The 22963-nt window shown below is 40.0% G+C and carries 41 protein-coding genes; all 41 read left to right on the top strand.

The annotated features are described in order from the left end of the window. Positions 1 to 110, top strand: a 110-nt coding sequence (locus CVV21_07455; protein ID PKL91853.1) for an elongation factor Tu, incomplete at its 5' end; no start/stop codon positions are given. Positions 111 to 149: 39 nt separating this feature from the next. Next, positions 150 to 464 (top strand): 30S ribosomal protein S10, encoded by a 315-nt coding sequence (locus CVV21_07450; GenBank protein PKL91852.1) that lies wholly within the window; start codon positions 150 to 152, stop codon positions 462 to 464. 19 nt (positions 465 to 483) lie between these two features. Continuing rightward, complete coding sequence (locus tag CVV21_07445) at positions 484 to 1134, top strand: 50S ribosomal protein L3 (protein PKL91863.1); 651 nt, start codon at positions 484 to 486, stop codon at positions 1132 to 1134. Positions 1135 to 1154: 20 nt separating this feature from the next. Next, positions 1155 to 1778 carry a 50S ribosomal protein L4 gene (locus CVV21_07440; protein ID PKL91851.1) on the top strand — a complete coding sequence of 208 codons (624 nt, stop codon included), beginning with the start codon at positions 1155 to 1157 and terminating at the stop codon, positions 1776 to 1778. Further along, positions 1778 to 2065, top strand: coding sequence for a 50S ribosomal protein L23 (locus tag CVV21_07435; GenBank protein PKL91850.1), 288 nt, complete (start codon positions 1778 to 1780; stop codon positions 2063 to 2065). The genes CVV21_07440 and CVV21_07435 overlap by 1 nt, the downstream gene beginning before the upstream one ends. Before the next feature lie 3 nt (positions 2066 to 2068). Next, on the top strand, positions 2069 to 2914 hold the full coding sequence (locus CVV21_07430; protein PKL91849.1) for a 50S ribosomal protein L2: 846 nt from the start codon (positions 2069 to 2071) through the stop codon (positions 2912 to 2914). Then, complete coding sequence (locus tag CVV21_07425) at positions 2915 to 3199, top strand: 30S ribosomal protein S19 (protein PKL91848.1); 285 nt, start codon at positions 2915 to 2917, stop codon at positions 3197 to 3199. It abuts the gene before it with no gap. 22 nt (positions 3200 to 3221) lie between these two features. Beyond that, complete coding sequence (locus tag CVV21_07420) at positions 3222 to 3581, top strand: 50S ribosomal protein L22 (protein ID PKL91847.1); 360 nt, start codon at positions 3222 to 3224, stop codon at positions 3579 to 3581. Between the two features lie 6 nt (positions 3582 to 3587). Beyond that, a complete protein-coding gene (locus CVV21_07415) occupies positions 3588 to 4235 on the top strand; it encodes a 30S ribosomal protein S3 (protein PKL91846.1) in 648 nt (215 codons plus the stop codon). A gap of 21 nt (positions 4236 to 4256) precedes the next feature. Continuing rightward, a complete protein-coding gene (locus CVV21_07410) occupies positions 4257 to 4670 on the top strand; it encodes a 50S ribosomal protein L16 (protein ID PKL91845.1) in 414 nt (137 codons plus the stop codon). Positions 4671 to 4687: 17 nt separating this feature from the next. Then, a complete protein-coding gene (locus tag CVV21_07405) occupies positions 4688 to 4906 on the top strand; it encodes a 50S ribosomal protein L29 (protein ID PKL91844.1) in 219 nt (72 codons plus the stop codon). Then, positions 4890 to 5186, top strand: coding sequence for a 30S ribosomal protein S17 (locus CVV21_07400; protein ID PKL91843.1), 297 nt, complete (start codon positions 4890 to 4892; stop codon positions 5184 to 5186). Before CVV21_07405 ends, CVV21_07400 begins: the two co-directional genes overlap by 17 nt. Then, on the top strand, positions 5186 to 5554 hold the full coding sequence (locus CVV21_07395) for a 50S ribosomal protein L14 (GenBank protein ID PKL91842.1): 369 nt from the start codon (positions 5186 to 5188) through the stop codon (positions 5552 to 5554). Before CVV21_07400 ends, CVV21_07395 begins: the two co-directional genes overlap by 1 nt. Before the next feature lie 9 nt (positions 5555 to 5563). Next, on the top strand, positions 5564 to 5887 hold the full coding sequence (locus CVV21_07390) for a 50S ribosomal protein L24 (protein ID PKL91841.1): 324 nt from the start codon (positions 5564 to 5566) through the stop codon (positions 5885 to 5887). Positions 5888 to 5908: 21 nt separating this feature from the next. Continuing rightward, entirely contained in the window at positions 5909 to 6454 is a 546-nt protein-coding gene (locus CVV21_07385) for a 50S ribosomal protein L5 (protein PKL91840.1), read from the top strand. 14 nt (positions 6455 to 6468) lie between these two features. Continuing rightward, complete coding sequence (locus CVV21_07380) at positions 6469 to 6654, top strand: type Z 30S ribosomal protein S14 (GenBank protein PKL91839.1); 186 nt, start codon at positions 6469 to 6471, stop codon at positions 6652 to 6654. Positions 6655 to 6664: 10 nt separating this feature from the next. Continuing rightward, the gene (locus CVV21_07375; protein PKL91838.1) at positions 6665 to 7054 is read left to right on the top strand and encodes a 30S ribosomal protein S8; all 390 of its coding nucleotides are present in this window, start codon (positions 6665 to 6667) and stop codon (positions 7052 to 7054) included. A gap of 14 nt (positions 7055 to 7068) precedes the next feature. Then, complete coding sequence (locus tag CVV21_07370; protein PKL91837.1) at positions 7069 to 7632, top strand: 50S ribosomal protein L6; 564 nt, start codon at positions 7069 to 7071, stop codon at positions 7630 to 7632. Positions 7633 to 7671: 39 nt separating this feature from the next. Then, positions 7672 to 8040 carry a 50S ribosomal protein L18 gene (locus CVV21_07365; protein ID PKL91836.1) on the top strand — a complete coding sequence of 123 codons (369 nt, stop codon included), beginning with the start codon at positions 7672 to 7674 and terminating at the stop codon, positions 8038 to 8040. 21 nt (positions 8041 to 8061) lie between these two features. Then, complete coding sequence (locus CVV21_07360) at positions 8062 to 8550, top strand: 30S ribosomal protein S5 (GenBank protein PKL91835.1); 489 nt, start codon at positions 8062 to 8064, stop codon at positions 8548 to 8550. A 1-nt stretch (position 8551) separates the two neighbouring features. After that, positions 8552 to 8731, top strand: coding sequence for a 50S ribosomal protein L30 (locus CVV21_07355; GenBank protein PKL91834.1), 180 nt, complete (start codon positions 8552 to 8554; stop codon positions 8729 to 8731). A gap of 13 nt (positions 8732 to 8744) precedes the next feature. Beyond that, a complete protein-coding gene (locus tag CVV21_07350) occupies positions 8745 to 9188 on the top strand; it encodes a 50S ribosomal protein L15 (protein ID PKL91833.1) in 444 nt (147 codons plus the stop codon). Beyond that, complete coding sequence (locus tag CVV21_07345; GenBank protein PKL91832.1) at positions 9185 to 10516, top strand: preprotein translocase subunit SecY; 1332 nt, start codon at positions 9185 to 9187, stop codon at positions 10514 to 10516. The genes CVV21_07350 and CVV21_07345 overlap by 4 nt, the downstream gene beginning before the upstream one ends. Positions 10517 to 10531: 15 nt before the next feature. After that, positions 10532 to 11182 carry an adenylate kinase gene (locus tag CVV21_07340; GenBank protein ID PKL91831.1) on the top strand — a complete coding sequence of 217 codons (651 nt, stop codon included), beginning with the start codon at positions 10532 to 10534 and terminating at the stop codon, positions 11180 to 11182. Positions 11183 to 11184: 2 nt separating this feature from the next. Continuing rightward, the gene (gene map, locus CVV21_07335; protein PKL91830.1) at positions 11185 to 11937 is read left to right on the top strand and encodes a type I methionyl aminopeptidase; all 753 of its coding nucleotides are present in this window, start codon (positions 11185 to 11187) and stop codon (positions 11935 to 11937) included. 16 nt (positions 11938 to 11953) lie between these two features. Continuing rightward, positions 11954 to 12175: a translation initiation factor IF-1 gene (locus tag CVV21_07330; GenBank protein PKL91829.1), complete on the top strand. Its 222-nt coding sequence runs from the start codon at positions 11954 to 11956 to the stop codon at positions 12173 to 12175. A 15-nt stretch (positions 12176 to 12190) separates the two neighbouring features. Next, the gene (locus CVV21_07325; protein PKL91828.1) at positions 12191 to 12304 is read left to right on the top strand and encodes a 50S ribosomal protein L36; all 114 of its coding nucleotides are present in this window, start codon (positions 12191 to 12193) and stop codon (positions 12302 to 12304) included. A 12-nt stretch (positions 12305 to 12316) separates the two neighbouring features. Next, positions 12317 to 12694 (top strand): 30S ribosomal protein S13, encoded by a 378-nt coding sequence (locus CVV21_07320; protein PKL91827.1) that lies wholly within the window; start codon positions 12317 to 12319, stop codon positions 12692 to 12694. Between the two features lie 33 nt (positions 12695 to 12727). Further along, positions 12728 to 13102, top strand: coding sequence for a 30S ribosomal protein S11 (locus CVV21_07315; protein PKL91826.1), 375 nt, complete (start codon positions 12728 to 12730; stop codon positions 13100 to 13102). Positions 13103 to 13128: 26 nt separating this feature from the next. Continuing rightward, positions 13129 to 13761, top strand: coding sequence for a 30S ribosomal protein S4 (locus CVV21_07310; protein PKL91825.1), 633 nt, complete (start codon positions 13129 to 13131; stop codon positions 13759 to 13761). 31 nt (positions 13762 to 13792) lie between these two features. Beyond that, entirely contained in the window at positions 13793 to 14782 is a 990-nt protein-coding gene (locus CVV21_07305) for a DNA-directed RNA polymerase subunit alpha (protein ID PKL91824.1), read from the top strand. A gap of 29 nt (positions 14783 to 14811) precedes the next feature. Continuing rightward, the gene (locus tag CVV21_07300) at positions 14812 to 15327 is read left to right on the top strand and encodes a 50S ribosomal protein L17 (protein PKL91823.1); all 516 of its coding nucleotides are present in this window, start codon (positions 14812 to 14814) and stop codon (positions 15325 to 15327) included. 26 nt (positions 15328 to 15353) lie between these two features. After that, entirely contained in the window at positions 15354 to 16286 is a 933-nt protein-coding gene (gene fba, locus CVV21_07295; protein PKL91822.1) for a fructose-1,6-bisphosphate aldolase, class II, read from the top strand. A 108-nt stretch (positions 16287 to 16394) separates the two neighbouring features. Then, positions 16395 to 17417, top strand: a complete 1023-nt coding sequence (locus CVV21_07290) for a hypothetical protein (protein ID PKL91821.1) — start codon at positions 16395 to 16397, stop codon at positions 17415 to 17417. Positions 17418 to 17465: 48 nt separating this feature from the next. Further along, a complete protein-coding gene (locus CVV21_07285) occupies positions 17466 to 18524 on the top strand; it encodes a hypothetical protein (GenBank protein ID PKL91820.1) in 1059 nt (352 codons plus the stop codon). 180 nt (positions 18525 to 18704) lie between these two features. Beyond that, positions 18705 to 19169, top strand: a complete 465-nt coding sequence (locus tag CVV21_07280; GenBank protein PKL91819.1) for a gluconate kinase — start codon at positions 18705 to 18707, stop codon at positions 19167 to 19169. 745 nt (positions 19170 to 19914) lie between these two features. Beyond that, positions 19915 to 20124, top strand: coding sequence for a hypothetical protein (locus tag CVV21_07275; protein PKL91818.1), 210 nt, complete (start codon positions 19915 to 19917; stop codon positions 20122 to 20124). 51 nt (positions 20125 to 20175) lie between these two features. Continuing rightward, positions 20176 to 20712: a hypothetical protein gene (locus tag CVV21_07270; GenBank protein ID PKL91817.1), complete on the top strand. Its 537-nt coding sequence runs from the start codon at positions 20176 to 20178 to the stop codon at positions 20710 to 20712. Then, on the top strand, positions 20709 to 21731 hold the full coding sequence (locus CVV21_07265) for a hypothetical protein (protein ID PKL91816.1): 1023 nt from the start codon (positions 20709 to 20711) through the stop codon (positions 21729 to 21731). The genes CVV21_07270 and CVV21_07265 overlap by 4 nt, the downstream gene beginning before the upstream one ends. Beyond that, a complete protein-coding gene (locus tag CVV21_07260; protein ID PKL91815.1) occupies positions 21728 to 22243 on the top strand; it encodes a hypothetical protein in 516 nt (171 codons plus the stop codon). The genes CVV21_07265 and CVV21_07260 overlap by 4 nt, the downstream gene beginning before the upstream one ends. Further along, entirely contained in the window at positions 22224 to 22949 is a 726-nt protein-coding gene (locus CVV21_07255) for a hypothetical protein (protein ID PKL91814.1), read from the top strand. Before CVV21_07260 ends, CVV21_07255 begins: the two co-directional genes overlap by 20 nt. The last annotated feature ends 14 nt before the right edge of the window (positions 22950 to 22963 follow it).

Genomic DNA, 22963 nt, shown 5'->3' with positions numbered 1-22963 from the left:
TAGAAGTGGAACTGATAATGCCGATAGCCATGGAACAGGAATTAAGGTTCGCCATCCGCGAAGGCGGAAGGACAGTAGGTTCGGGAGTTATAACAAAGATTCTGGAATAACAACAGAGATCAAGAAAGCAGAAGAATGGAGGACCTTAAATGCAGTTAGATACACAGAAGATAAGAATCAGGCTTAAAGCCTATGACCACAAACTACTTGATAAGTCAGTTTCTGATATTATCAAGAAGGTCAAGGAAACCGGAGCGCGTGTTTGCGGCCCTATACCGCTCCCGACAAAGCTTCATAAGTACACGATAGTAAGGTCGCCGCACGTCAACAAGACGTCAAGGGAACAGTTCGAAATGAGAATCCATAAGAGACTCATAGATATTCTCGAACCTAATAATGATACGGTTGAAAAGTTGAAGACCCTTGACCTGCCCGCGGGCATTGACGTAGAAATCAAGCTGTGAGCGGAGAGTGTAAAAAATGATATCAACAATACTTGGTAAGAAGATAGGAATGACACAGGTTTTTAACGAAAAAGGTGAAGCGATACCTGTTACAATACTGGAAATTGCAGATGGTGTTGTGGTGGATAAAAAGACTTCCGAAAGAGACGGCTACACAGCCGTAAAGTTCGGTTTCTTTGACTGCGAAAAACCCAAGAGAATGCCTAAAGCTTTAAAGGGCGTTTTTAAGAATGAAAAAACAAATAAAGATCTTCCTTTGAAGAAAGTGTTAAAGGAAATAAGGGTAGATGCCGCAACAGCTGAAACATTCAATGTGGGTGATACACTTACAATTGAAGCCATGAAAGACCTCAAGTTTGTTGATGTCTGCGGGATTTCAAAGGGTAAAGGTTTTCAGGGCGTTGTAAAAAGACATAACTTTGCAGGCGGCGCGGGCAGCCACGGAAGCAATCACAACCGTGCTCCGGGCTCCATTGGTTCCAGCACATATCCTGCAAGGGTTTTCAAGAATATGAGGATGGCAGGACATATGGGTGTTGACAGGGTTACAGTCCTTAATCTTGCTGTTGAAAAAGTTGACCTTGAAAATAAATTCATGCTTATTCAGGGTGCGGTTCCGGGATCTAACAACGGTATAGTTGAAATCAGAAAAAGCGTTAAAAAGAAGTAAACGAAAAGGAGATTGTAATCATGAAACTTGACGTATTTGATAAAGAAAACAAGAAGCTGGAAGAATTTGAAATAGCCGACAGCATTCTTACAGTTGAAGCCAAAGATAACGCGGTTCATGATGTGATTCTGGCTTACCAGCAGAATCAGCATAACGGTTCATCTAATACGCTTACAAGGGCGGAAGTGCGCGGAGGCGGAAAAAAACCGTGGAAACAGAAAGGGACAGGCCGTGCAAGGCATGGTTCTAACAGGTCTCCTATCTGGAAAGGCGGCGGTGTAACATTCGGACCAAGGCCGCTTAAAGCAAGAATGGAAGTTCCTAAAAAACAGAAAAAGGCAGCCATGCAGATGGTTGTAGCCGGCAAACTTAAAGACGGCGAAATTAAAATAATAAACACTATGGATTTTGCGCAGCCTAAAACAAAAGATGTAACAAATATGCTCAAAATAATGAAGCTTAACGGCAAAAAAGTTCTTTTTGTATCGGAAAAAGCTGACAGCGCTGTTGTAAAGTCGGTCCGTAACATCAGAAACGCGGATATTATTACTTCCAAGAATATTAACGTGTATGACCTTTTGGTTAATTCAAACATACTTGTCACAAAAAAATCCATGGAAGAAATAATAAGGAGAATAGGGTAATGGATATTTACCAGATAATAAAAAAACCTTCTCTTACAGAGAAAAGTTCCATCGCAAGGGAAAAAGGCAACTTCTATACTTTTGAAGTTGACAGCAAGGCTTCAAAGAAACAGATTAAAGAAGCCGTGGAAAAAATGTTCAAGGTAAAAGTAACCAAGATTAATACCGCGAACCTGCCCGGCAAAGCAAAACGTTTTGGCCGTCAGATTTCCGCAGCCAGAAAGTTCAAAAAAGCCATCGTACAGTTAAAGAAGGAAGATAAAATAGAAATAGTAGAAGGAGTATAAGCCATGGGAATAAAGAGTTTCAGGCCGCTTACACCCTCCAGAAGGATGATGACGGTCGACAACAAAGAGGACGTAACAAAAGACTCACCTGAAAAGGCGCTGACTTTTAAACTTAAAAACAAGACAGGCAGAAACAGCATGGGAAGAATCACTTCCCGTTTCAGGGGCGGCGGCCACAGAAAGCTTTATAGAATAATAGATTTTAAAAGGGATAAATTTGAAGTGCCTGCAGTGGTTGCATCCATAGAATACGACCCGTACAGAACATGCAGAATTGCGCTTTTAAATTATAAAGACGGAGAAAAAAGGTATATTGTTGCTCCTGTTAATTTAACCGTGGGCGATAATGTAATAAGCTCGGAAACCGCTGAAATTAAGACGGGTAACTGTATCCCGCTTACATTTATGCCGGTTGGTACTATTGTGCATAATATTGAAATTACACCGGGCAAAGGCGGACAGATAGCCAGGGGCGCCGGTTCGTTTGCGCAGATAATGGGCAAAGAAGGGGATTATGTTGTTTTAAAAATGCCTTCAGGGGAACTTCGCCAGGTAATGAAAAGGTGCAGGGCAACTGTCGGACAGGTTGGAAATACTGACCATGAGAATATAATAATAGGTAAAGCAGGAAGAAACAGGTGGAGAGGCATTAAACCAAGAAATAGGGCTATAGCAATGAACCCTGTTGATCATCCTATGGGCGGCGGAGAAGGAAAATCCAAATCCGGAGCGCATCCATGCTCGCCTACAGGCGTATTGGCTAAAGGTTACAAGACCAGAGATAAAAAGAAGTACTCCAATAAATATATCATCAGAAGGCGCAAAGCAAAAACAGGAGGAACAATATAAATGAGCAGGTCCCTCAAGAAAGGCCCTTACATTGACGAAAAGTTACTTGATAAGGTATTAGCGGCCAATGAGGCCAAAGATAAGAAAGTAATTAAGACATGGGCAAGAAGAAGCGTAATTTCACCGGAAATGATTGGTGTTACATTTGCGGTTCATAACGGAAAGAAATTTGTGCCGGTATATGTTACAGAAAATATGGTAGGACACAAGCTTGGAGAGTTTTCGCCGACAAGGACATTTAAAGGCCACGGCGATATGAAAAAAGAATCAGCAGCTAAGAAATAACAGGTAAAGGAGCCAACATAAAATGGAAGCTAAAGCAATAGGAAGGTATTTAAGGATATCGCCGATCAAGTTAAGGCTTGTGGCGAAACAGATAAAGAAAAAAAGCGTAAGCGATGCTCTGACAACTCTTCAGTTTATGAACAAAGCAGGCGCGCCTCATGTACTTAAGGTTTTAAAATCTGCGATTGCAAATGCCACCAAGAACCACGGCGCGGACGCGGAAAAACTTTATGTGATGGAATCTGTTGTCAATGACGGGCCTATCATTAAATGGGCAAAAAGGTTTCATGCAAGAGCAATGGGAAGGGCTGCGGGAATTCATAAAAAAGCGGCTCACCTTACAATAGTTGTAACAGATAAAAAAATAAAGAAGGAGAGATAATTCCATATGGGTCATAAGATAAATCCGGAAGGCATGAGAATTGGAATAATAAGGACTTGGAAGTCAAAGTGGCTCTCCAAAAAGAATTTTAAGGAACTGCTCCTTGAGGATTTTAAAATAAGAAAATACATAAAGAACAAACTTTACAGTGCCGGTATATCAAAAATAGAAATAGAAAGAGCCGGGCAGAAGGCGATTGTAAAGATTTATACCGCAAAACCGGGAATGATAATCGGAAGAAAAGGCACTGAAGTTGAAGTACTGAAAAAAGAACTTGAAAAACTTACAGGCAAGCAGATGCTTATAGATCCCGTGGAAATTAAAAGGCCGGAACTTGACGCTCAGCTTGTTTCTGAAAATGTGGCGCAGCAGCTGGAAAAACGCGTTGCTTTCAGAAGGGCTATGAAAAAGGCAATGCAGACAACAATGGCGTCCGATGCGGGCGCGCAGGGAATCAAGATATGCACTTCCGGAAGGCTTGGAGGCGCGGAAATAGCAAGGACTGAATGGTACACAGAAGGACGTGTTCCGCTTCAGACATTAAGGGCGGATATTGATTACGGTTATGCAATTGCAAAGACCACCTATGGAACGATAGGGGTTAAGGTATGGATATTCAAGGGCGAAATATTACCCGGAGAAAATAAAGAATAATTAATTCGGAGGAATTTGTACATGTTGATGCCATCAAGGGTTAAATACAGGAAACAGATGAGAGGAAGAATGTCGGGAGTCGCTACAAGCGGAAATAAAGTAAGTTTTGGCGAATATGGATTAAAAGCGCTGGAACCCGCATGGGTTACCGCAAGGCAGATAGAATCCGCGCGTGTTGCCATTAACAGGCAGCTAAAAAAAGGCGGTAAGCTTTGGGTAAGGATATTCCCGGATAAACCGATAACAAAGAAACCGGCTGAAACAAGGATGGGTAAGGGAAAAGGCGCGCCTGAAGCATGGGTTGTGGTTATTAAACCCGGAAGAGTGCTTTTTGAACTGGATGGCGTGACGGAAGAAGTGGCAAGATACGCTTTTAAGAAGGCGGGAGCAAAGCTTCCTATATTCACAAAATTCGCAGCAAGGCACGAGCTGTAATAAAAACGGAGGAAGACATGAAGCCGCAGGAATTCAGGGACATGACGTCCGATGAAATTGAAAGAAAACTGACAGAATTTAAAGAGCAGCTTTTTAAACTTAAAATTAAACTGTCTACAAAGCAGATAGAGAAAACTTCTCAGATTAAGACTATAAAGCAGGATATTGCAAGGGCGCTTACGGTGCTTAAACAGAAGAAGAGCGGCAAGGAGGCTGTAAATGTCGGAAAAAAATAATAGAAAGACACTGGAAGGATTTATAACTTCTGATAAAGCGGATAAAACAGTAACGGTAACTGTCACAAGGCAGGTTCAGCATCCGCTTTTTAAGAAAATAATCAAAAGATCAACGAAGGTTCTTGCGCATGATGAAAAGAATGAATGCAAAGAGGGCGATACGGTTGTAATTAAAGAAGTTGCCCCTATAAGCAAAAGAAAAAGATGGATGGTGGTAAAGGTTGTAAAACGCGGACGTCAGGACGCGGCCGCCGAAATCAAAGACGGGAGTGAAAACTAATGATTCAGGAACAGTCCAGGCTTGAAGTAGCTGATAATTCCGGAGCAAAAGAGATAATGTGTATTAAGGTCCTTGGCGGTACGAGGGCAAGATATGCATCGCTTGGAGATATAATAGTGGCATCGGTTAAAGATGCCATTCCCGGCGGGCAGGTTAAGAAAAAAGAAGTGGTAAAAGCCGTTATAGTCAGGGTTAAAAAGAAACTTAGAAGGAAAGACGGTACATACATAAGGTTTGATAATAATGCAGCGGTAGTCATTAATGACCAGAACAACCCGAAAGGCACACGCATATTCGGGCCGGTCGCCAGGGAATTAAGGGAAAAGAATTTCCTTAAGATAATATCCCTTGCGCCTGAAGTCGTTTAGGAGGATAACATGAAAGTTAAAATAAAAAAGAATGATATTGTAACAGTTATCAAAGGGAAAGACAAAGGCAAAAGCGGCAAGGTTTTAAAGATGTTTGCTGATGACAGAAGGGTAGTTGTTGAAAAAATTAATTTTGTAAAAAGGCATACAAAACCGTCACAGAAAGTACAGCAGGGCGGAATAATTGAAAAAGAAGCCGCTTTAAGAATAGACAATGTAATGCTTATCTGCAATAAATGCGGCAAACCCACCAGGGTGAAAGTTGGAATCATTGCAGATAACAAAAAAGTAAGAATCTGCAAGAAATGTAATGAAATGCTTGATGAAAAGTAAAATTCCAGGAGGAGCTTAATAATGGCGGCCAGGCTTAAGGAAAAATACAAAAAAGAAGTTATACCAAAGATGATGCAGGGTGAAGGTTTTAAGAACCCTAATGAAGTGCCAAGGCTTGTTAAGATAGTAATCAATATGGGTGTCGGCAAAGCAACGCAGGATGCCAAAGTGCTTGATGAAGCAGTTGAACAGCTTACACAGATAACCGGACAAAAGCCGCTTGTTACCAAGGCTAAAGTTGCCATATCTAATTTCAAATTAAGGGAAGGAATGCCTATCGGATGCAAAGTGACCTTAAGGGGCGAAAAGATGTTTGAATTTGCCGACAGGCTTATTTCGCTGGCTCTTCCAAGGGTAAGGGATTTTAACGGTGTTCCCCGTACAAGTTTTGACGGAAGGGGTAATTACACACTTGGGCTGAAAGAACAGATAATATTTCCTGAAATAAAGTTTGATAAGGTTGTAAATATTATGGGAATGGATGTTACATTTGTTACAACCGCGAAGAAAAATGAAGACGCGCTGGCATTGCTTGAAAATCTTGGAATGCCTTTCAGAAAAAAATAAGGAGGACTTATTAGGTGGCTACAAAGGCAATAGTAAATAAATCAAACAAGAAACCAAAGTTTAAATCAAGGGCTTACAACCGCTGTCAGATATGCGGAAGGCCCAGGGCATATATGAGAAAGTTCGGGATATGCAGGTTATGCTTCAGGGAACTCGCTTATAAAGGCGAGATACCCGGAATAAAAAAGTCAAGCTGGTAAAGGAGGAACAATGGATTCTATCGGCGATATGCTAACAAGAATTAGGAATGCTAACATGAAAATGAAGGATTATGTTGATGTTCCTTCTTCGAAATTGAAACAGAATATTGTAAAGCTTTTGAAGGACGAGGGCTTTATAAAAGGTTACAGGTATATTGAAGACAATAAGCAGGGCATTGTCAGGGTATATTTGAAGTATGGAGTAAACAAGGAAAAACTTATCAACTCACTTAAAAGGGTAAGCAAACCTTCAAGGCGCGTATACATGGGCAGGGACAAAATGCCCAAAATAAAAAGCGGTCTTGGAGTACTTGTTGTATCAACATCCAAGGGCATTATGACAAGCCAAAAAGCAAGGGAACTTAATATTGGCGGCGAAATAATCTGCGAAATTTGGTAAAGGAGAAATAAACTATGTCAAGAATTGGAAGGCAGCCTGTTAAAATTCCTTCAGGCGTTAAGGTTACAAACGACGGAAAATTATTAAAGATAGAAGGCACTAAAGGCAAGGCGGAACACGTTATAAATAACAAGTTTGATTATAAAATTGAAAACAACGAACTAAATGTTGTTCCCAGAGTTAATGTGGAAAAAGACAAGGCTGCAAATGCCCAGTTTGGCACTGAAAGGGCTGTAATTGCCAATAAGGTGAAGGGCGTTAATGAAGGTTATGTAAAAACGCTTCTGTTAAAGGGTGTTGGTTACAGGGCACAGATGCAGGGAACAAAGATAACAATGGCGATGGGTTTTTCGCATCCGGTGGTTTTTGAAATTCCTGCCGGTGTAAAAGCGGAAGTAACCGAGAACCAGACAAAGATAACTGTCACCGGAATTGATAAACAGATGGTGGGAGAAACAGCGGCTAAATTAAGAAAAGTAAAACCGCCGGAACCGTACCAGGGCAAGGGAATCATGTATGATGATGAACGCGTAAGAAGAAAAGCCGGAAAGAGCGCGGCTGGAGCTAAAGGTAAATAATAGGCAAAATAAAAGACATGCCGGAGGATAAAGGTTAATATGAAGATAACAAAAAAGACAGCTTTATCAACAGCTAAAAGAATTTTAAGGCACGAACGCGGAAGAAAAAAAATTACAGGCACGCAGGAAAGGCCAAGGCTTGCTTTTCACAGGGGAGCTAACTCTCTTTATGCGCAGGTTGTTGATGATGTGGCGCAGAAAAGCCTGTTTGGCATAGCTACAAACACCAAGAATGCGGAGATTAAAGGCAAGAACAAAGAGTCCGCTGTTAAACTTGGAAAAGCTATTGCGGAAAAGTGCAAAGACAATAAAGTGGAAACGGTTGTATTTGACAGAGGCGGTTTTCAGTTTCACGGTGTTGTAAAAGCTTTTGCTGACGCGGTTCGCGAAGGCGGAGTAAAATTCTAATTTAGATTACGGGAGGCCGTTTTGAGAGTAAGGATTGATTCGACAAAGTTGGATTTAAAAGAAAGAATAATTGCCATAAACAGGGTTGCCAAAGTTGTAAAAGGCGGCAAAAGGTTTAAGTTCAGCTGCCTGGTGGTTGTAGGCGACGGACACGGCTATGTAGGTTACGGGCTTGGCAAGGCAAGGGAAGTTCCGGAAGCCATTAAAAAAGCTGTTAACAGGGCAAAAAAGAATCTTGTTTTGCTTCCGTTAAAAGGAACCACGATACCTTTTGAAGTTACAGCCGAATCAGATGCGGCAAAAGTACTTTTAAAACCGGCGTGTGCAGGTACCGGTGTAATCGCAGGCTCGGCAGTCCGCGCAATTGTGGAATCTGCCGGTGTTCATGATATTATTTCGAAATGTCTTGGAAAAACTACAAACCCGTTTAACGTGGTTTACGCGACCTTCAAAGCGATAGATATGCTTTGTGATCCGGAAAAAATTATAGCGTTAAGGAAGGGCAAATAACATGTCAAAGCTTAAAGTTACATTAAAAAGAGGACTTGCCGGAAAAAATAACAAGAACAGGGAAATAGTAAGAGTTATGGGACTTAGGAAAGTCGGCGACACCAAAGAATATGAAAAGACACCATCGATTGAAGGTATGATTAAAAAAGTTGCATACCTTTTAAATGTTGAAGAGAAATAACGGAGGATAACAAATGAAATTTAGCGATCTAAAGATAACAAAAAGCAAAAGAAAAAAGAAGACCAGAATCGGGCGAGGAATAGGAACCGGTATGGGTAAAACTTCCGCGTATGGCGCCAAAGGACAGAGGGCAAGAAGCGGCGGCGCGAAAGCACCGTGGTTTGAAGGCGGACAGCAGAGGTTAACACAGAGAATACCAAAGTCCGGTTTTAACAGCCCTTTCCCGACAGAATACGAAATTGTAAATGTATCCACCCTTGATAAGAAATTTAATGCCGGTGATACTGTTGACACGGCAGCCCTTTATTCAAAAGGGTGCATAAGTAAAAAAGGATCTCTTGTTAAGATACTTGGCGACGGGGAAATAACAAAAGCGTTAAAAGTGAAGGCTGATAAGTTATCCAAAACAGCAGAAGACAAGATTAAAAAAGCGGGCGGAGAGGTACTGGCTAAATGAACAATTCACTCGTAAACATATTCAGGATACCGGAGCTTAAGAAAAGGTTATTATTCGTGCTTGGAATGCTATTTGTTTTCAGGCTTGGGACTCACATACCAACGCCGGGCATTGATACGCATGTTATGAACAGCCTTATCAGCTCCCAGTCGGGCGGGCTTCTTGGTTTTCTTGATATGTTCTCGGGCGGCGCGTTAAGAAATTTCACGATATTTGCGCTTGGAATTATGCCGTATATTTCAGCTTCCATTATACTTCAGCTTTTAACCGCTGTAATACCAGTTCTTGAAGCGCTTTCTAAAGAAGGCGATTCCGGAAGAAAAAAAATCACACAGTATACAAGGTACCTGACAGTGGCTATCTGCGCTGTTCAGTCATTCGGTATTACTTTCTGGCTTAAGTCTGTGACTATGGGCGGAATGCCCCTTGTTCCGGAATTTTCTTTATTCTTTCAGATAACAACAATGCTTACCCTTACCACCGGTACAATATTTCTTATGTGGCTTGGCGAGCAGATGACAGAACACGGTATAGGAAACGGTATGTCAATCCTTATTCTTGCCGGTATCCTTGCAAGTATTCCGGGGCAGTTTGTATCAATGGGAGCCTTATGGAAAGCCGGTTCAATTAACCTGTTCCAGATAATAGCATTTGCAGCTATAATGATATCTCTTACAGCATTGGCGGTTGTATCGCAGCAGTCATTCAGAAAGATACCGGTCCAGTACGCGCAGAGGATAGTTGGAAGAAAAATATACAGGGGGCAGAGCACTAACCTGCCGTTAAAAGTTGATTATTCCGGCGTTATTGCCGTTATCTTTGCTTCTTCAGTTATGATTCTTCCGGCCATGATTGCAAAGTTTTTTGAAAGGCCCGGACAGACCGGCATTACTGCAGATATCCTAAATGGAATTCAGGCATGGCTTGCACCCGGCGCTCCGGTTTATGTGTTGTTGTATATTGCGCTTATAATTTTCTTCTGTTATTTTTACACAGCTATTTCTTTTAACCCGAATGACCTTGCAGAGAATATGAAAAAGAACGGCGGTTTTGTTCCTGGAATAAGGCCGGGAAAACCAACTGCTGATTATATTAATGACATTCTTACGCACATTACCCTTGGCGGCGCATTAATGATTGTTTTAATAGCTGTAATACCCGATATGTTCGGCAGAATATTTGAAATAGGTTTTTATTTTGGCGGAACAACTATTCTTATTATAGTGGGTGTTGCGCTTGATACTGTTTCACAGATGGAATCGCACCTTTTAATGAGGCATTATGACGGATTTATGAAGACTGGAAAAATCAGAGGCCGCAGAGGCTAATTAACCGGAGGAAAAATGATTTTCATTCTATTAGGACCACCCGGAGCAGGAAAAGGAACATATTCACAGAAGTTAATTGAAATTTATAAGATACCGCAGATTTCAACCGGTGATATTTTAAGGGCATCAGTTAAAGCCGGAACGCCTGTAGGGCTTAAAGCAAAAGAATATATGGATAAAGGCGCTCTTGTGCCGGATGAAGTTATAATAGGGATCGTAGAAGAAAGAATTAAGGAAAATGACTGTAAGAACGGATTCCTGCTTGATGGTTTTCCAAGGACGGTTGCGCAGGCAGACGCGCTTGGTGAACTTTTTAAAAAGAATAACCTTGATCTTAAAGGCGTAATAAACATAATAGTTGATAAAGATGTTCTTTTCAAAAGGCTTACAGGACGCAGAATGTGTAAAGCCTGCGGTGCGGGATTTAATGTAAACACAATGCCGTCAAAGAAAGACGGAATTTGTGACGCCTGCGGCGGTGAACTTTTCCAGAGAAATGATGATAAACCGGATACAATAGAGAACAGGCTGGTTGTTTATGATAAACAGACTGCGCCTCTTATTGAATATTACAGGTCAAGAAATGTGCTTAAAGATGTCAATGCTTCAAATGGCAGTGTTGTTGATATAGTTTCAATGATAAAGGCAGCACTGGAAAGCAAGTAAAAATGATAGAATTAAAGAGTAAAAAAGAGATAGAATTAATAGCCCAAAGCGGCGAGATATTAAGTGAAGTTCTTATAAAGATGAAAGAGATGATAAAACCGGGAATTAGTACCGCTGAAATTGACCAGTTTGCAAGAAAGATGGTTAAGGCCTACGGCGTAAAAGCCGCATTTCTGGGCTACAGAGGTTATCCGGCAGCTGTCTGCGTTTCAGTCAATCAGGAGGTTGTGCATGGCATCCCTTCTGAAAAAGTGAAATTAAAGGAAGGCGACATTGTCAGCCTTGATTTTGGCGTGGAGCGTGAAGGATATTTTTCTGATGCGGCATTAACAGTGCCGGTTGGAAAAGTTTCCGGAAGGGCGCAGAAGCTGATAAAAGTAACGCAGGAAGCGCTGGCAAAAGGAATTGACATGGCAAAGCCGGGCAACCGCATATCTGACATTTCCGCGGCAGTTCAGAATTATGTGGAAGCAAACGGTTTTTCAGTTGTTAAAGACCTTTGCGGACACGGAGTAGGAAGAAAAGTACACGAAGACCCTATGATTCCTAACTTTGGAAAACCCGGACAGGGGCCTTTGATTCAGCCCGGCATGGTACTGGCAATTGAACCTATGGTAAATGCGGGCGGCTTTGAAGTTGCAACACTTGATGATGAATGGACAGTGGTCACAATGGATGGAAGTATTTCGGCTCATTTTGAACACACTGTGGCAATAACAGAAAACGGGCAGCTTGTTTTAACCCGTCATTCGTAAAAAATAAGGAGTATATATGTCAAAAGAAGACCTGATAGAAGCGGAAGGCACGATAGTAGAACCACTTCCGAATGCTACTTTCAGGGTGCAGATAGAAAGCGGGCATAAAGTTCTGGCTCATGTTTCAGGAAAAATGAGGATGAATTTTATCAAACTGCTTCCGGGCGATAAGGTTACAGTACAGCTTTCCCCGTATGATCTGACAAAAGGAAGAATAATTTACAGGAAGACAAAATAAGAGGTGGAATGAAAAATGAAAGTAAGAGCATCGGTTAAAAAGATATGTGAGAAATGCAAAGTAATAAAGAGAAAAGGCAAAGTAAAAGTGATTTGTCAAAACCCCAAGCACAAACAGACTCAGGGATAAGGAGGCAATAATTTGGCACGTATATCCGGCATAGATTTACCGAAAAACAAAAGAATAGATGTGGCGCTTACATACATTTACGGTATAGGCGATGTTTTATCAAAGCAGATACTTGAAGCCGCCAAAGTAAAGCCTGATACTAGGGTTTTTAATCTTACAGAGGATGAAGCTTACAAGATTCAGGAAATAATGTTAAAGAAAGGCATCAAGTCGGAAGGCGACTTAAGGAAAGAAGTTTCGCAGGATATTAAACGTCTTATGGATATCGCCTGCTACAGGGGAATGAGGCACCGCAAAGGCCTTCCTGTGCACGGACAGAGGACAAGAAGCAACGCAAGGACAAGAAAAGGACCAAGAAAAACAGTCGGCGCGAAAGTTAAAGCCGAATAATAATAAAGAGACTATTAAAAGGAGGTAGTATTTTTGGCTAAATCAAAAAAAACAAGTGCGATTCCGGAACTGGCAATAGCAAATGTCAATTCCACATTTAACAACACAATAATCAATATATCCACCAAAGAAGGGGATACCATTTCATGGGCAAGCGGCGGAAGCGTCGGCATGAAGGGTTCAAGAAAAAGCACCCCTTTTGCGGCTCAGCTTGCTGCAGAAAAAGCCGGAAAGAAGGCTTTTGACGCGGGAGTTAAAAAGGTGGAAGTATTAGTTAAAGGCCCGGGCGAAGGCAGGGAACCGGCAATAAGGTCGCTGCAGGCAGTGGGACTTGAAATAATACTTATTAAAGATATCACGCCTATTCCCCACAACGGGTGCAGGCCGCCTAAAAAGAGAAGGGTATAACCCTTAAATAAAAGGAGGAAAGTCAATTGGCCAGGTATACAAAATCTTTATGCAGGCAATGCAGAAGGGAAGGATTGAAGCTTTTTCTTAAAGGCGACAGATGTTTCACGGAAAAGTGCGCTTTTTCAAGAAGGCCTCAGATTCCCGGACAGCATCATGATACTCAGAGAAGAAAAATTTCCGAATACGGAAAACAGTTAAGGGAAAAGCAGAAAGTAAAAAGAATTTACGGCGTATTGGAACGCCAGTTCAGGAAATATTTTGAAGAGGCAAACAGACGCCAGGGAGAAACCGGCGAAAACCTTTTGAAAATTCTTGAAAAAAGGCTTGATAATACAATGCATAAAGCGGGGTTTGCCCAGTCAAGAAGGGAAGCCAGGCAGCTTGTAAATCACGGCCATGTACTTGTGAACGGTAAAAGGGTGGACATTGCATCTTATCAGGTAAAAGCAGGGGACAAACTGACCCTTGATGAAAAAGCACTTAACCTTAATACGGTAAAGAATGCACTTGCGATAGCGCTTAAGAAAAGAAATGTACCGACATGGATAGAGACTAACCATGAAGCAAAGACAGCGGTGGTAAAAAATGATCCGGCAAGAACTGATATTAATCTGCCGGTTCAGGAACAGCTTATAGTCGAGTTGTACTCCAAATAATAAAAATATAATTGAAAGGGGTTAACAACGGATGAAATGGAAAAATCTGCAGAAACCAAAAAAGCTTGAAAAAGAAGAATTAAGGGATAATTTTGGAAGGTTTATTTCGGAGCCTTTTGAAAGGGGTTACGCTGTTGCCATAGGAAACGCGATAAGAAGAATTCTTCTTTCGTCTATCCCGGGCGCCGCGGTTACTGCTGTTAAGATTGAAGGCGTTCAGCATGAATTCGCCACAATCAAAGGCGTAATGGAAGACGTATCAGAAATAATTCTTAACATCAAGCAGCTTAAACTTGTGCTTGAAGGGGATGGTCCTAAGAAAATTTATCTTGAAGCATCAGGAGAAAGGGAAGTAACCGGAGCTGACATAAAGGCAGACAGCGACATTAAATTCCTTAATCCGCAGCTTCACATAGCCACGCTTACAAGCAGGGAAGCCAAGCTGATGATAGAAATGGAAGTTGACAGCGGCAGGGGTTATGTAACGGCAGAAAAGAACAAAAGGGATGACATGCCTTTAGGAACCATCCCAATTGACTCTGTATTTACTCCGGTTACAAATGTAAAATTAGAAGTGGAAAATACAAGGGTAGGACAGATTACGGACTATGACAAATTAATCCTTGAAATAGGCACTGACAGCAGGGTTGCTCCGGAAACGGCATTGACCCAGGCAGCGCTTATATTAAGGGAATACCTGAATATCTTCATAACTCAGGAAGGCGAAATTGAGATTAAAGAAGATAAGATGGATGAAGAGAATGAAAAACAGAGGACGTTGCTTGGCAAGACTGTTGACGAACTTGAACTTTCCGTGCGTTCAGCCAACTGCCTGAAGAACGCCAATATCAAGAGCATTATTGACCTTGTTACAAAGTCAGAAGTAGACATGTTAAAGTACAGAAACTTCGGCAGAAAGTCGCTTAATGAAATTAAAGAAGTGCTTGTTGAAATGGGCCTTGGCCTTGGCATGAAGATTGACAAGGAAGTATTAAAAGAGATCAAAAAAGGCAAAAAGTAAAAACAAACATAGCTTAAAGGAGTATTAATATGAGGCACAGAAAGAAGGCAAAACAGTTCAATATGACATCGTCGCACAGAAGGGCAATGTTTAATAACCTTTCGCGCGCTCTGGTATTGAACGGCAGTATACAAACAACTCTTCAGAGGGCAAAACAGTTAAAGATTTATGTGGAACCCATGATTACAAGGGCGAAAAGCGGAACAGTTCATGACAGAAGGGTAGTTGCGGCATTTCTTACAGATCCCGTGGCAGTAAAGAAGATGTTTGACGAAATCGGGCCTTTTTATAAGGAACGCAACGGCGGTTATACAAGAATTCTTAAGTATTACAATAGAAAAGGGGATAATGCGGAAATTGCCATAATTGAACTTGTGGACAAAGAAAAACTTTATAAGAAAGAAGAAGTAAAAGCGGAAGAAAAAGGAAAGAAACCTGCAAAGGTGAAGAAAGAAAAACCCGCTAAAGAAAAAACAGAAAGTGCAAAACCGGAAAAGAAAGAAAAAAAAGAAAAGAAAGAAGTTAAAAAAGAAGTGAAAAAATAAAATAATTTATTTACACGGAGGATAATATGCCGATAGTTGGAACGAAAGAGATGTTTGCAAGGGCTAATAAAGAAGGTTATGCTGTTGGTGCGTTTAACGTAAATGATATGGAAATTGTTCAGGGTATTGTGGACGCTGCAAAAGAAGAAAAAGCACCTTTGATTCTTCAGGTTTCATCCGGCGCAAGAAAGTACGCAAGGCCGGGATATCTGGTTCATCTTGTCAAGGCGGCAGAAGAAGATTCAGGGCTTCCTATCGCGCTTCACCTTGACCATGGAGACGATTTTGAAATCTGCAAATCCTGCGTTGACGGCGGATTTACATCAGTTATGATAGACGGTTCCAAATATGATTTTGAAGACAACATAAAACTTACAAAACAGGTTGTTGAATACGCCCATTCAAAAGGCGTTGTTGTTGAAGCCGAACTTGGAAAACTTGCCGGAATAGAAGACGCTGTTAATGTATCAGCGGCTGACGCAAAGTTTACAAATCCGGAACAGGCTGCAGAGTTTATTAAAAGGACAGGCGTTGATTCCCTTGCTATCGCAATAGGAACAAGCCATGGCGCTTATAAATTTAAAGGCGAAGCTATGCTTGATTTTGACAGGCTTGCAACAATAATGACACTTATTCCCGCAGGATACCCGCTTGTACTTCACGGCGCATCGTCTGTTCCTCAGGAACTTGTTGAAAAATGCAACCAGTACGGCGGAAAAATGCCGGGAGCCAAAGGCGTTCCGGAAGATTTCTTAAGAAAAGCGGCCGGTATGGGCGTTGCAAAGATAAATATTGATTCTGACTTAAGGCTTGCAATGACAGCTTCCATCCGCGAAGTTTTCGCGAAGACGCCGGAAGAATTTGACCCAAGAAAGTATCTTGGACCTGCAAGGGATGCCATTAAAGCAGTTGTAAAAAACAAACTTAAAAACGTTCTTGGATGTTCCGGGAAGGCTTAATTAATTTTCGGAAATATATAAAAAAAAGGCGGGATGTGAAAACATCCCGCCTTTTTTTTTAGGTTAAATACGGCAGATTCACGCTATATAGCGGCAAGGGATATCAAGATGGAAAAGACAAAGATTAAGATTAAAAGGACATATTACGAAGCTTCGGCCCCTGTAATTGTTTCTGCCGGCAGGGCTGCGGATTTACCCGCGTTTTTCGGTGAATGGTTCATAAAAAGGGTAAGGGCAGGGTATTGCGGCAAAATTAATACATACAGCGGAAAAAAGGAATATATCTCTTTTGTAAATACAAGGTTGTTTGTATTCTGGACTAAAAATCCTGAACCTTTTATTTCTCATCTTGAAGAACTTGATAAAACCGGCATTAATTATTATTTTTTATACACGCTTAATGATTATGAAAAAGAGGGGTTTGAACCAGGTATTCCGGCGCTTGAAAAGCGTATTAAAACATTTATTAAACTGTCAAAAATGACAGATAAAAAAAGGGTATGCTGGCGGTTTGATCCGATATTACTGGCGCCTGGGCTGACTGTTGAAAAACTTGCAGGCAGGATTGAAACAATTGCGAAGCAAATTTCGCCGTATACGGAAAAATTAATTTTTAGTTTTGTGGATATAGAAAAATATAGTAAGGTTAAAAATAATACGGAAATAGATAAATCGGGAATAAGAGAACTTACGGCTAAAGAAAAAAGCCAGATGCTTAAATTGCTTGTTAAAATAGGTGATAAATACAATCTTATGCTTTCTCCATGTGCTGTTGAATCTGAACTGTTAATTCCCGGCATAAAACAGGGAGCCTGTATTGACCCGGTGCTTATGGCGGATGTTTTTTATGAAGATTCTGACCTTATGGCATATATAGGCGCAAGCGGGGTCTTATTTCCGGCAGAACTGAATTATTCCCATTTAAAGGATAAAAACCAGCGTAAAGAGTGTTTGTGCGCGCAAAGTAAAGATATAACCGCGTATGAAACCTGCGGACATGGTTGTGTATATTGTTACGCTGTTAAGTCACATAAACAGAGTGCAGAGAATATGCTGGTTATTAGAAATAGGGCTGAAGATGACACTTTGGATTACAGCACAGCAGTTTCTAAAAAAGTTTCTAAGACTTGACGCCTTGCTTTACCCTGTGTTAAGGTAAATAATAATGTCGGAGGGAAAATGAAAAAAATATTACTGTTGATAATTCTATGCCTATTTGCATGTTCAATTTATAGTTACCCATATTCTATGGAAAGTACATCTTCTGTTGGGATGGGAAATGCAAAGACTGCTGTAGCTGATGATGAAAATGCAATTTTCCAAAATCCTGCTGGCTTGGCTGACATTAATAATTTGTCATTGGTACTTTTTGGTGATTTGTTGATGTATAGTTGGGCTGGAGATTCTTATCTGAATAGTTCTGGAGAGTATTTTAACATTGCTTCATCGATAAGCCTTGTAAATAAAAATTATGGTTTTAATATTTTTTATAGAAGTGAAGGGGAGCAAAAGAATAATCTTGATTACATAGATGTTGATAAATTAGGAGTGACCATAAAAGAAGTTGTAATTACTGGTGCTTACGGATTAAGGATTACTGATTATTTTTCACTTGGCATGAATGTTAAATATGATTTTTTTGTAGATGAAATTGTGGATGGCAAGAATACGGTTTTATTTGGAATTGCAGCTTTATTTAAATTTATGGAAAATTTTAAAATTGGAATTAATATTCATGATTTGGGTGGATTTAACTTTAACGGATATTGCATTTTTGATGACTATGGAAGAGTTCTTAGTTCCGGTATATTGCCGTGGGATATTGATATCGGAATTTCATATAGATTGAACGAAACATTATTAATTGCTTTTGATGTGAATAATATTATTGGAGAAGAGATTAATATGCCGCAAGTTGTACCTGCTGATGCAGAATATTTTGATCCTGCTATGGCAAATCTAACAAGATATAATATTGGATTACGATGTCACCTTGTTGATTCATTGGTCATTTATTCAGGCGTTGTGTTTGCAGAGGATATTCAGGATTTCTATTCTATTGTAGGCAAAACTCATTCCTATAAAAAAGTGTTTAAAACAATCGCATCGGTTGGGTTTGATTGGAAGTATGAAAATTTTATTATCGGTCTTGCCATTAATAATGATTTTAGGCAGGTTGAAAACATATATCTGCCTTTTAGATATTTTATAGAAATAGAATACGTTTTTGGGAGATGATACTATTGGGTTTGAAAGAATTCATGCCGGTTAGTATCATATATAACTTTATACTTTTAAAAAAACAGAAAGAGTTTGACCATAAAATTCAAATCCCCATTATTACATTCTGGATTACAGCTCTTGATTATTAGAAATAGACTTGATAGAATTATCTGATATAAACATAATGGGGGTCAGATGGTATATTTAATTACAGGAGTTTCGGGTTCCGGCAAGACTACAGTTGGAAAAAAAATTGCAAACAAACTTAATTGTCCTTACCATGAAGGCGATGATTATCACTCTGAAAAAGGTTTGGAATTATTAACTGAAGGTATTAACCTTTCGGAACAGGACTGGAAAGACTGGATTTATGCTTTAAGGGCTGTGGTGGATATGGAAATTGCAATGCAGAAGAACGCTGTTATAACCGCCACATTGTTAATAGAAAAACAAAGAACAGCAATTATTGCAAACAGGCCTCAGATAAAACTTATTTACTTAAAGGCTGATATGGATACAGCAAAAGAACGGTTAAGGCACAAGAAGAACCACATAAAACTTCTGCAGTATCAGTTTGATAACCTTGAAGAACCTGCAAACGCGATGATAATAGACGTTAATAAATCTCCCGATGAAATAGCGGCCGAGATTCTCCTATGACAGGTTAATAGATATATCTAACCCAAAATAGTGCCTTAATTCACGTCTGAACCCCTAAATTTGGCTATCTGGAAGATGATGCTGATAACTATAAATTTAAGGAATGGTATTAAAGGACGGTTTGTAAATTATAATAAAAGTATTTCAGAAAAAAATGTTGACAACATTTGAATTTTTTTATATTATATCAATGTTTTTAACATAGGGGACATACGAGCGAGCGGGTACACTTTTTTCTAACATCAGAAATGTCTGACTAAATCCCTTTGTTTCATAACCTGTAATAATTGTAATTATATTTCAGGGGTGTAGAGGGTGTTCCGGGCATTAACGAGATGGCCGGTACGGCGCAGGCGGGTAACACCGCCTGGGTTTTTTGAAAGAAGGAATTATAAAGAGTCTCAGAAGACATAGAGGGGTTTTATGAGATTATTTTTTTACAGCACTCCGTTTTTGCCGTGCGGCATAGAGCACACGGCAAAAACGGAGTCACATTTTTTACTTCGTAAATCATACAATCCAAAATTCTATTCAAATCTAAACTTATATTATTTGGGCATACCATTATGCGCATAATTAAGCCGGCAATAGGCCAGGCAGCCACGGAATACCTGCTTGCCGCAGGCCTTGTTATATTGGCATGCGCGGGTTTAAGCGGTTTTTTACAGACGGCAGCAAACGGATTTCTTGATTTTATTACGATGTTGTTTTTAATTCCTATACCATAGTGAGAGGGGGTGACTACGTGAAAAAATTAATTGGATCCAATAAAGGGCAGGGAATGACTGAATACATTCTTATCATTGCATTAATTGCGCTGTTTGTAATAGGCGGGGTAAAGTTTTTTGGACAGAAAGTAAAAAAAGGTTTTAATGAAGCGGCAGATCAGGTTGAAAAGAGCGTGGATAGCGGGATAAGTAAAGGTAATTCTAAAGATGGAGGATTACCGGATTAAAATATAGGGGCGCTCAGGTATCCTGGGCGCCCTATTTATTTTTTTCGGATTATGATGAAACTTAAAAATAACAAAGGACAAAGCCTTCTGGAATTTTCGCTTATATTTCCATTCTTTTTACTGCTTGTACTTGGAATGGCGCAGCTGGCGCTTATTTTTATAAACGCTATGATGGTGAAATACGCCGCTTATATGAGTGCGCGGACAGCTGTGGTAAGGCAGGCGGATGAAAGGATTGAATACACCAGAAAAGCAGAGGGAGTTTTAAGGATTATGTATGATACAGCTAATAACTACTCTGCCGATAAAAAAGACATACTTACAGGTGCAGCTAAAAGTTACCTTGCAAGGCGGGTGATTCAATTTGCCGCAGATGAAGAAGGAGCAGTTGTGACAAAAACGAATATTGAAAGTTCTTCGGCGGGAGAATTTGTAAAGGTGGTTGTTTCATATAATATGCCGCTGAAGGTTCCTGTTGTAAAAAGTATTTTTGGATTCTTTCAGAAGAATTTTTTAAATTATGGATCTTCGTATATGGGATTTCCTTTTTATAAAATCACAGCTTCTGCAGTAATGAGGGTTGAGTGAAGTTTCTGAGAGGAAAAGACAGCGGGCAGATTCTTGTGCCTTCAATTCTGGCTGTAGTGGCGTTATTTATGACTGTTATTCTTATACTTGAAGTTTCAAATGTCATGATAGAAAAGATAAAAGCTCAGAACGCGGCTGATTCAGCGGCTGTTGAAGCCGGATTATGGTACGCAAGAAGCCTGAATATAGTTTCGGTAAGCAATAAGATTCTTGCTGTGTCGGCTATAGCGGCTTCTGTCTGTGAAATATTAGGGTTAAAAGGAGCCATGAAAGCCGTTGAAGCGGTTCAGAAAGTACAGGATGCATTTGCAGGAACGGGTGATTTTGAGAAACTGCCATTTGAACCTGTTCCGGGGCTTTTGTGCGCGGCGGTTGTAAGAAATGGCATTAATAACGGCGCTGCCGCGGTGCCGTTGTTTAATATTGACAACAGTGAAAAAGCATTGCTTCCGTCTTTTAATCTTAAGCGCAGGTATGCTACGGAATTGTTGATGCCGGAAAAGGATAGCCCCGGCAAGTACTCTTATAAAAGAAAAAGCGATGGTAAAAGAATTTATGTGGATAAAAAAGACGTACGCTGGGATGAGAATTTGAATCATGGCAAGGGCGGAAATATCACGAAGAAAGGACGCGGGCTGCCGTCAAGAATATTGAAAGAAGAAAAAGGGCTTATTCCGCTTGATATTATTGAAAAGGATAAGGAACACACTATACTGGTGGTTTTGTGTATGGAGAAAAAAGGTTTTATTTTTAAAAATGGTTTTTTTAAAAATAAGAAGGGAGCGCTTAAGAAATATTTTACAGCCACTTCAATGGTACGGGTTTCCGGCGGCAATATGGACATACTTGATGTAAACGGGGCAAATTACGAAAGTAATTTGGTACCTGTTAAACTTCCGCAAATTGATCCCGGATTAATTAAAACTGTTGAAAGTTATATGAATATGAAAGATTTTAATATAAATGCCGATTTGTCCGCCGCGGTGGATATATTAAGGGAAGGGGTAATAATTCATTGAAAAAAATGTACGGTGCAAATGAAGGCCAGGCAATGGCGGAATTCGTAATTATACTTCCGCTTCTGCTTCTAATGTTTGTGGCTGTTTTACAGTTTTTTTTATTGGCCGTAGACCGTATTAAACTGGAAATGACCGTAAGAGAGGTTATGAGATTCGTAACAACTAATGGTGAAGACCAGGAACAATTAGAAATTTTTGCAAAGGAATTCGCGGGAAATGAAGGTTTGAATCCCGGGAATTTGACCGTTATAAAAGGTGAAAAACAGGAACCCGGAATAAAGGGGAAAATGGCAGGTTTTGCGGAAAAATTTACGGGCGTAAAAATAAAACTTGAATATTACAGGAAGGGTCCGGAATTATTCAAAAGAATTACAGGTAAAAACGGAATTACATTAAAAACAGAAATTTTTACCGCAACCGGCGGGCCTATGAAATTTGTTTTAAGTAAAAAAGACAAAGACGCACTGGAAGATTATAGAAAGGAAACAGCTGATGAAAGCCCTGTTGATTAGTTTCTTATTGATATTGTTTACTTTCAATCTTTCTGCTTATGTTTATGAGAAATCGAATGCAGCTGCTTCGGCTGATAACTTTCAGCAGTTAATTGAAACAGGCGGTATTAAAGCCAGGATAAACGGCAGAGAGATGCAGATAAGCAGGTATTTAACAGAAGAATCACCTGATGAAATTAAAAAGAGAATTATTTCAGGAAATGTTTTAAGTGAAAGAATTAATGTGGATGCCTCATTTTATGGCCTTGTCATTGGTGTATTATTTCCGAAGGAAAGCACGAAAGGGTACGAAGTTTTCTTTGTGGAAAAAGGTAAGGATATAAATATCACGGCTATATCAGAAACTGAAAACGGCTGCGCGGTTGTAATTGCAGTTATTAAAAGCAATGAGTACAAGAATTATGAGTCTTTTTATGATGATAAAATTCGCCACCCGAAGGATATAAAAAAAATCGCAAGTGTCGAACTTTTGGATGGCGATATTACAATAAATTACTTTAACCTGTATGAAACGGCAGCGGAAAGCGCCCAAAGCATAATGAAAGAGTATAAATACGGGTTGAAAAAGGATAAGTGGAATATAACTGATATAAGTAAAAAAAACAAAGAAGTATCTATTTTGGCGGAAAAAGAAAATAAGCAGGTTTATATCTCGGCTGATGTAAATTCAGACACTGGTAAGTATATGATTTTTGTACTGGGCTAAAATATTGAGGAGGG

It is taken from the genome of Candidatus Goldiibacteriota bacterium HGW-Goldbacteria-1 (assembly GCA_002839855.1).
Classification (GTDB): domain Bacteria; phylum Oederibacteriota; class PGYV01; order PGYV01; family PGYV01; genus PGYV01.
The sequence above is the reverse complement of the archived record's forward strand: the minus strand, read 5'-3'. Positions and strand labels throughout refer to the sequence as shown.